This is a genomic window from Bacillus sp. MRMR6 (assembly GCF_001940785.1).
Classification (GTDB): Bacteria; Bacillota; Bacilli; order Bacillales; family Cytobacillaceae; genus Neobacillus.
Map to the genome: position 1 here is coordinate 1 of NZ_MSLS01000060.1, position 8,764 is coordinate 8,764.

General features: G+C 37.2%; 5 protein-coding genes. All 5 read right to left on the minus strand.

All coding sequences use genetic code 11. From position 1 onward, the window contains the following. Nucleotides 1-48: 48 nt before the first annotated feature. On the minus strand, nucleotides 49-447 hold the full coding sequence (locus BTR25_RS26110) for a substrate-binding domain-containing protein (RefSeq protein WP_303046877.1): 399 nt from the start codon (nucleotides 445-447) through the stop codon (nucleotides 49-51). Nucleotides 448-753: 306 nt separating this feature from the next. Beyond that, complete coding sequence (locus BTR25_RS26115; protein ID WP_075690880.1) at nucleotides 754-1,014, minus strand: LPXTG cell wall anchor domain-containing protein; 261 nt, start codon at nucleotides 1,012-1,014, stop codon at nucleotides 754-756. After that, nucleotides 986-1,648 carry a LamG-like jellyroll fold domain-containing protein gene (locus tag BTR25_RS26120; protein ID WP_075690881.1) on the minus strand — a complete coding sequence of 221 codons (663 nt, stop codon included), beginning with the start codon at nucleotides 1,646-1,648 and terminating at the stop codon, nucleotides 986-988. The genes BTR25_RS26115 and BTR25_RS26120 overlap by 29 nt, the downstream gene beginning before the upstream one ends. Before the next feature lie 136 nt (nucleotides 1,649-1,784). After that, the gene (locus tag BTR25_RS27340; RefSeq protein WP_075690882.1) at nucleotides 1,785-7,724 is read right to left on the minus strand and encodes a LamG-like jellyroll fold domain-containing protein; all 5,940 of its coding nucleotides are present in this window, start codon (nucleotides 7,722-7,724) and stop codon (nucleotides 1,785-1,787) included. Between the two features lie 166 nt (nucleotides 7,725-7,890). After that, the coding region (locus tag BTR25_RS26130) for an ABC transporter substrate-binding protein (RefSeq protein ID WP_075690883.1) at nucleotides 7,891-8,764 on the minus strand (874 nt) is incomplete at its 5' end.

The window sequence follows — 8,764 nt, forward strand, 5'->3', positions numbered from 1 at the left end:
GGAATTCCTGCATCCTTTGCTTCCTGTAGAACCGTTTCAAATCCTGTTTCAAGGAATTCCTGCATCCTTTGCTTCCTGTAGAACCGTTTCAAATCCTGTTTCAACAACTGGAGAGAATACGATGGCATCTACCTTTTGTGCGATAAATGAACGAATTGCTTTAATTTGATTTTCTTGTTTTTGTTGAGCGTCAGAGAATTTTAATTCATGGCCAGCTGCTTTAATTGCTTCTTGCATGGATTTTGTGTTCGCTGTTCTCCATTCACTTTCTGCACCAACCTGAGAAAATCCTATGACTAATTTCTCACTATCCTTTGAACCGCCAGATCCGCTTTTCGCGTCATCTGTTTGTCCTCCCGTTCCAGTTGGGCCGCAGGCAGCTAATAGCAACATGAGTGACATTAGTAAAAATAATAGCGTTTTTCCTTTTAGTAGATTTTTCATCATATAAACCTCCCTTTTCCAATTCTCTGATATATTTGTTTATTCTGTGAACTGGTATAGTTTTATTCTAAAGCGTTTTCACATTAGAATGAATGGAATAACTTTCGAAAAAAATGCAATATATTTTGCAATTACCAATTTCTCTATCTACAAAAACTATAAATTTTTTAATAAAATTGTATTATTTTTATAGGTATGATTGATTGCTATTTTTAGTTGCAATACTATAAAGCGTGGAACAAAATAAGAAAAGCCTGTAGAAAGCCAAATATATGACTTTGTCTACAAGCTGGGGAATTATATAACTTATTATGATATAGATCCGTTCTTCGCTTTTCTAGAATTTTTTTTAAGAAACAAACCAGAAATTAATAATAGAAAACCTAGCACTAAATAATTGTATATAGAAGTTTCACTATTTGGCAATTCATGCCCTTTAGTTGTTTCGTTGTCTTCTACTGGTGTTTGGGTATCTTCACCTTCTTCTGGTGTTTGTGGATCTTCGTCTGGAGTTTCATTGTCGTCTATAGGTTCTATAACCTCAACTCCAACTCCTGGAATATTTTTCAATATGTCCACTAATCCCATTTTTATTATTAATAGTATCTAATGTAAAGCCATTAGTTGAACCTGTCGCAACAAGCTCACCATCCACATAAGTTTCAAGCGTTTGTTCTGGTCCATTGATGACTGTAGTAACTAATTTCCATTCCTTAGCAGGCAATTTTTTAGTCGCAGCATAGGTTTCATTTCTCCATCCATTTGTAGCGATTCCAAAGTGATCCATCGCACCGCCAACATCGGATGGGGTATAGTACATGTAATGTGTATCACTTTGACCTAACCCATAAATCCATTGTGCACCTCCTGTTCCATCCCAACTTACAAGAGCTGAAACTGTAACACTTTCTAATCCATCCAATACCCCCTGAGGAATTTCAATATATGAACACGTCGTCCCACCCGTAAAGTTTAAAACCTTAGTATCCTGATTAGAAAGTAACTCGGCACCATTTGGATTTACTAACCTGCCATCAAAATTACCCGCACTGTCAGAAACTGTAGTACCATTAACATCACTCATATCATAATCTAATATTTTTTGAACGTTTGTAGCAGCAAAAACATTAGTCAGATTCGTGCTTGCCGGTGCCGTAGCAAGCCGAGGGCTATGCTGGATACAACTGGTAAAATTTTTTTCCAATACTTTTCACAGTAATCCTCCAATAATATATTATTTCAACTAAAGACTAGTAATATAAATCTAGCCTTCAATCTAAAAATGAAATTGAAGGCTAGATTATTTTATCGAGAATATAAAACTGAATTTAAAACTTTTATTAATTCAATTTCTTTCTTCTACCTATTGCAATGGAAACTCCACCGATTGCTAGTAAAATCATTCCAACCAGTAAATAGTTGTATAGATTTGTAGCTGTATCAGGTAATTCATTGTTTTCTCCAGGCGATTCATTGTTCTCACCTGGCGTTTGTGGATCTTCTTCTCCTGGCGTTTGTGGATTCTCATCTCCTGGTGTTTGTGGATCTTCTTCTCCTGGTGTTTGTGGATCTTCTTCTCCTGGTGCTTCACTTGGAACAAATACACCATATGTTGAGAAATGTGGAACACTTAAAGTAATGGTTTGATTTTCTGTATTTAGTTCTCCACCACGGTGTTCCCATTTTCCTGTAGTTTCATTGAAGTAGTAGATTGCTACTTTATCAGAATCTGCTTCTTCGTTATAGCCCATTACTAATGTGTATTCGCCAATTGGATTAGATAAACCTTCCGGGAATTCGAATGTAAATGTGAAACTGTCACCCACAGGTGTAAGACCGTCATGGTTCGTTTCTTCAACATTCATTGCTACTACTTTCACCTTCGTACCAGCAGGTAAATCTGATGGCATTGTGACTTGTACTTTCGTATCTTTCACTGTGTAGGTCTTACCAGCTGACACTTCCACTGCATTCGCATTTTCAGATGGATCAAGCGTAAGGTCTTCTGGTTCTTCTCCTGGTGTTTCGTTATCTTCACCTGATTTTTCACTGAAAATAAATGTGGCTCTCTCCTTCTCAGCTTCAGACTGTGGTGTGGCTACTCCTAACGAATTATCCTCATTTTGAATCATAAATAATTGATCATCTTCATAAGCTTGGAGTGACTTTTCACCACTGTTAGAAAGACCAGAAACAACTCTAAAGGTTGCTTGTTCTTTAAATTCCTGTGTGCCGTCATTCTTTTTGAGTACAATATTCGAACCTTGTCTCGTTAAATAATAGCCTGGCCTATTTTCAGCTTGGATCGAGATATATTTTTCACCATTGTTAGCCAAGCCAGGAGCAATAAACCATTGATTGTCATATGAATCTTCTACAAGAGAATCTACAATTATGCTTCCATTCTGGTGATAAACATAATTATCATCACCGCTTGCTTGAATCCATTGAGGTTCAGCATAAATTCCTGAAGCAGTTGGTATCATTTTCTGAATGGTTCCATCAGGGTTGTAATGCAATTCTTCTATAGCTACCGAGCGTCGATAATCGCCACCAGTAGGTAGAGCAGCTGTATGGTAAACGAAATACGATTTATTGTTGAACTCAAGTATAGCCGGGTGATTAGTGCCCGTACCCTCAGTTGCATCCATGAGTTCACCTGCATATGTCCATGGTCCACTAGGGCTGTCACTCACGGCATACACAATATCTTCAGGCCAATTCGACGCAAAGGTTAAATAATATTTATCCTCATATTTATGCAGCCAAGGAGCCTCTGTAAAGGAACCTGGCATTCCATCAATGTCGACCCTTTGAATCTCACCATCTAGTTCAATCATATTATCCTTTAATTTGGCGTAGTATAAATAGGTATTTCCCCAATATAAATACGCTTGTCCGTCATCATCAATAAATACGGTTGGGTCGATGTTATTCCATCGCCATCCTCCCATATTCGGTGGTGTTTCCGTCATACTACTAGTAACTAAAGGTTTACCTAATGCATCCTTCCAGCCCTTAATAGGGTTATCGGAAACAGCTACTGCAATATTATAGCTTGTTTCAGCAGGGTTAAATACAGTTGTGTACCAATAAAACTTCCCATCTCTTTCTATTGCCTGAGCAGCCCAAGCAGAATCGGCAGTCGCCCAAGTAAACATATTTGATGGGAACGAACCTTCAAGGGTCCAGTTTTCTAGGTCTGACGTGGAATAAATATCCCATTCTGGCATCACATAATAATTATTGTCCACTGCTGCCGAATCATGACCTGTATACAAATATACTTTGCCGTCATGGACTAAGGTAGCTGGGTCTGCACTAAATCTGTCTTTAATCACAGGATTACCTGAATAAGGATTTGCAGTTCCCGGATCGTCTCCATTTTTTGATACAACGGTTACAGTAAACTTTTTCGAAGCTTGGTAACCATTTAAAGTTAGTGTTGCAGTTAATCTTACAATTTGTTCTTCATCACTTAAAGTAACAACTCCAGTATTTGAAACTGCATTTTCATTACTAGACTGCCATGTGATCGTTGAACCGTTACTTCCCACTACAGGTAGTGTTAAATTACTTGAAACCGCTAAAGTATCTCCTAAGCTTAAAGCGTTTTTATCATTTTGAACTAACATCTGATCAATTGACTCATTATATAGAGTTGATACATTTGTATCGTCTAACGCTTCACCATAAATTCGTAAATCCTGGAAGGAACCAGCGAACGTTTGGTCAGATAAATAATTTGAACGTCCGATATATGCGTCTAATCCCGTTCCAAAGTCTCTCGTTGTTCTCGTTTTGCTAACAGTTCCAATCTTCACACCATTGATATATCCAGTTACAGAAGAAGGTGTAATAACTGTTGTATAATGTGTCCATTTCCCTTTGTTTGTTGTTGTATTTGTTGATACAACGCCAACTTCAGTATTCCAAGGCGCATTACTGTTCACAGAATTTGTAAATACTGATTTAAAGTTCCCGCTTGGGTTAGTTGGATTAAACAACCAATAATTCTCAGGTACCCTATTTGTATTAGCGGGTGTACCGAAAAATAATGCTGAATTATTTCCACTATTCGTATTACTTTTCAGCCATGTAGAAATAGTTATGCTATCTTGATTATCAAACAATCCATCAGGTAACTTTACATAATTCGTATTACTATCAGTACCACCAGGTAATGTCAATCCATCACTATAGGTAATATCCCCTACAGCAGTTCCGTGTTTTTCATTCCCGGAGACATCTTTAACATCTGCTGCTAAAGGATAGTGTGCTAAAAGATGCTCATCAATTACTGTTCCCGGATCTTCATTATCGTCATTTCCAGTTCCTCGATTAATCACCGTTTTAACCTGCTCAGTTGTTAATGCACGATTATATACACGAACATTATCAAATGAACCTTTGAAGTATGGATCATTGTAAAATGCTTTTCCTAAATATGCCTTCAGGTCGGCACCCATTGTAGACAGGTTTGCAATTAACTCTGTGTTTTCACCAACAAGTTCACCGTCTTTATAAAGCTTCATTGTACTGTGATTGCCATCCCCGTTACGCTCTAGCACAATCCCAACATTTGTCCAAGTATTTTTGATAGAACTGCTAAGAGGATCAACAATTGTTTGTTCTTTTGTATTAGATTTAACCGTTAACGCAGAATACAATTCATTTGCTCGAGTACGCAAGAACAAGTATTTCTGTGTATTTTGTCCAATCCCAAACGTAAAGAAGAATTGATTATCCATTTCTGATTTGATATCCATGAAAATGGATACATGATCTTTACCATCAAAATAACCTTGAGGGAATTCTAAATACGGGCTATTCGTACCAGCATTTCCTCCATTTAAATACAATACTTGACCTTCTTCTTCATCGTTTGTATATGTTGATCCATTATGAACAGTACCATTATTTTGAGCACCGGAAGTTCCTGTATTTTCAACAGTATTACCGTGTAATTCTTCATCGAATTTATACTCTAAATCAGGTACAATTTCATTTCCTGAGTCAGGGGTAACAGGTTCTACGAGATCTTGTCCCCATTTTTCCATAATTGCATCATACTCTTTTTGAGTAACCGGAATGATACTTCCGTGTTTTGCCCCTGTCGGCATTCTGAACTCTGTATTTGCTAATTTTCTAAAGTTTCCTGTAGCTAAATCTTCAGCATTTTTAGCAATTAATGGAAAGAAACCTGCTCCTGAATTCGGCCAAGCATATCCATCTAGCATCAGAATCCATTTTTCTACTCCATTTAACTTGAAGATTCCAGGCCCTTCTACGCCACCTTGTTCACCGACTTTTTCTTTTACTAGCTTATAATCACCTAAAACAGAATTACTTTTCTCTAAAAGTACGGTAATATCTTGTTCTTTTTTTGTGAAACGATAATATATTCCATCATGTTCAATCATCGACGTATCAATGAAAGTTTCTGAAGCAGTGCGATCTTTAAAAATTTGTGGTTCAGTAAATGTCCAGAAGTCACGAGTTTTTGCATAATACATACGGTGACCTTCTCCATTTACATTTGACGCCCAATACACGACATACTCTCCAGTAGCAGGATCATAAATCGTTTCTGGAGCCCATAAATTCCCTGCTCCTTCAGGAGCAATTTGAATCATTCTTTGGTCAGACCAATTAACTAAATCATCTGATTCCCAAACCATAATGGATTTACTTCCATTATTAGCATATTCACCCCATTGACCTGCATTTGCATCTAGGTCCGTAGCAATCAAATAAAATTTATCACCTTCTGGTGCTCGAACAACATATGAGTCACGTACACCTTTTGTTCCTAGAGTAGTTTCTAAAATAGGTTCGTTATTGTTCATGTCATCCCAGAAAAGTCCATCCTTACTTGATGCAAGATGAATTTGTTGACTTTCACCATTTCCATATAGGTCCGCTCGAAAATAAGTATAGATATATCCCGTAAGATCATCTAATTGAACTGCCTTATTAACGACTGTATTAAAAACCTTTTTACTAACATCTCCGTTAACTTCAAGTTCTGCTGTTAATGTAACATTTTGAACAGTAGTTTGACGTGTTACAAAACCTGCTGGAACATCTCCATGCTCTCCTGTTGCCTCATCTGTAATAACTTCAGGATTTGAAGAAGTCCAATTGATTTTTACTTGTTGTCCATCTACATCAATTTCTGTTGGTAATGTTATATTTCCACGAATATTCTTTTCATTTGGAATAACTAACTTTGATTTCGCCTCTAATAAAAGCTCATTTTCTGCTAGAAGGGTTATAGTAAACTTTTTCACAGCTTGGTAATCTTCTAGAGTAAGTGTTGCAGTTAATGTTACAATCTGCTCTTCACTAGTTCGAGTTACAACTCCAGTATTTGATATCGCATTTTCATTGCTAGACTGCCATGATATAGTTGAACCGTTACTTCCCGCGACTGGTAAGATTATATCTTCAGAAACTGCAGTAGTATCCCCTAAGCTTAGGTTCTTCATATCGTCGTTAAGTGCCATCTGATTAGATGCCTCATTAAAAATAGCTAATACATTTGTCTCGTCATATGCTTCACCATAGATACGTAAATCTTGAAATGAACCTGCAAACGTTTGGTCATTTAAGTAATTCGATCTCCCGATAAAAGCATTTAATCCAGTTCCAAAGTCACTTGTCTTTCTCACTTTACTGACAGTTTCGATCTTCACCCCATTAATGTAACCTGTAACAGAGTTAGGTGTAATAACTGTCGTATAATGTGTCCATTTTCCTTTATTTGCAGTTGTGTTTGCGGATGTCACGCCCACTTCAGTGCTCCAAGGTGCACTGTCGTTTAAAGAATTGGTGAATACCGATTTAAAATTCCCATCTGGATTGGTAGGATTAAATAACCAATAATTCGATGGAAGTCCATTTGAATTTGCTGGTGTACCAAAAAACAATGCAGCATAATTTCCACTATTTGTATTACTTTTCACCCAAGTAGAAATTGTCAAACTATCTTGATTATCAAATATGCCATCTGGTAACTTTACATGATTGCTGTTACTATTTGTTCCACCAGGTAAAGTTAAACCATCTCCATAAGGAATATCCCCAACGGCAGTTCCATGCTTTTCATTACCTGAGACATCTTTAACATCTTCTATTAAAGGATAGTGTGCTAAAAGATGATCGTTACTAACTGATGTAGTTACAATCTCCGCAGAAATGCCTGTTCCAGAAAACAGACTGCTCCACAGAAGAACTACAATAAGTGTTAATGATTTTATCCTTTTGTAATTAATCATGCTTTAATCTCCTTATTTTTTTCAATTCCTTTTGAACCACGACTATTTTCTTGCAGGTCACTTTTTCCATTGGTTCAAGAGATTAATAATTTTCAAGAAATTAAAGAAAAATCACTAAATATCAAACCTTCCATTTAACATTTGTGACTTTTCTTTAAGTTATTTATTAATACTCACGTGTTGGAAGAAGCTCTTTCGCTTGATCCATTGTGTAAATGCTTTCTTCTACTGCTACTCGTTTCGGAATTTCTTCACCAGCTAAGTAGGCTTCAATCAAATCAACCATTTGCGGTCCAAACATTGGGTTACATTCCACTGTCACGTTCATTTTTCCAGCGGCCATTGCTTCAAATGCACCTTTTACTGCGTCAACACCGATGATAGTAATGTCTTTTCCTGGTACTAAGCCGTATTCTTCAATTGCCTGGATGGCTCCGATTGCCATATCGTCGTTATGGGCATATAATACATCAATGTTCTTTCCATCAGACTTTAAGAACGCTTCCATAACCTCTTTGCCTTTTGCACGGGTGAAGTCACCTGTTTGTGATTTGATAATTTTAAAGTTCGGGTGATCCTTTAGTACTTCTTCAAAGCCTTCTTTACGGTCAATCGCAGGTGCTGATCCTACAGTACCTTGGAGCTCAACGATATTTACATCGCCTTCTGCATCCGCCAACTCTTCAACTAACCAATTTCCAGCTTTTCTTCCTTCTTCAACGAAGTCTGAWCCTAAGAAAGTTACCCAAAGTGAATCATCTTGGATATCAACCGCACGGTCTGAAAGGAATACCGGAATTCCTGCATCCTTTGCTTCCTGTAGAACCGTTTCAAATCCTGTTTCAACAACTGGAGAGAATACGATGGCATCTACCTTTTGTGCGATAAATGAACGAATTGCTTTAATTTGATTTTCTTGTTTTTGTTGAGCGTCAGAGAATTTTAATTCATGGCCAGCTGCTTTAATTGCTTCTTGCATGGATTTTGTGTTCGCTGTTCTCCATTCACTTTCTGCACCAACCTGAGAAAATCCTATGACT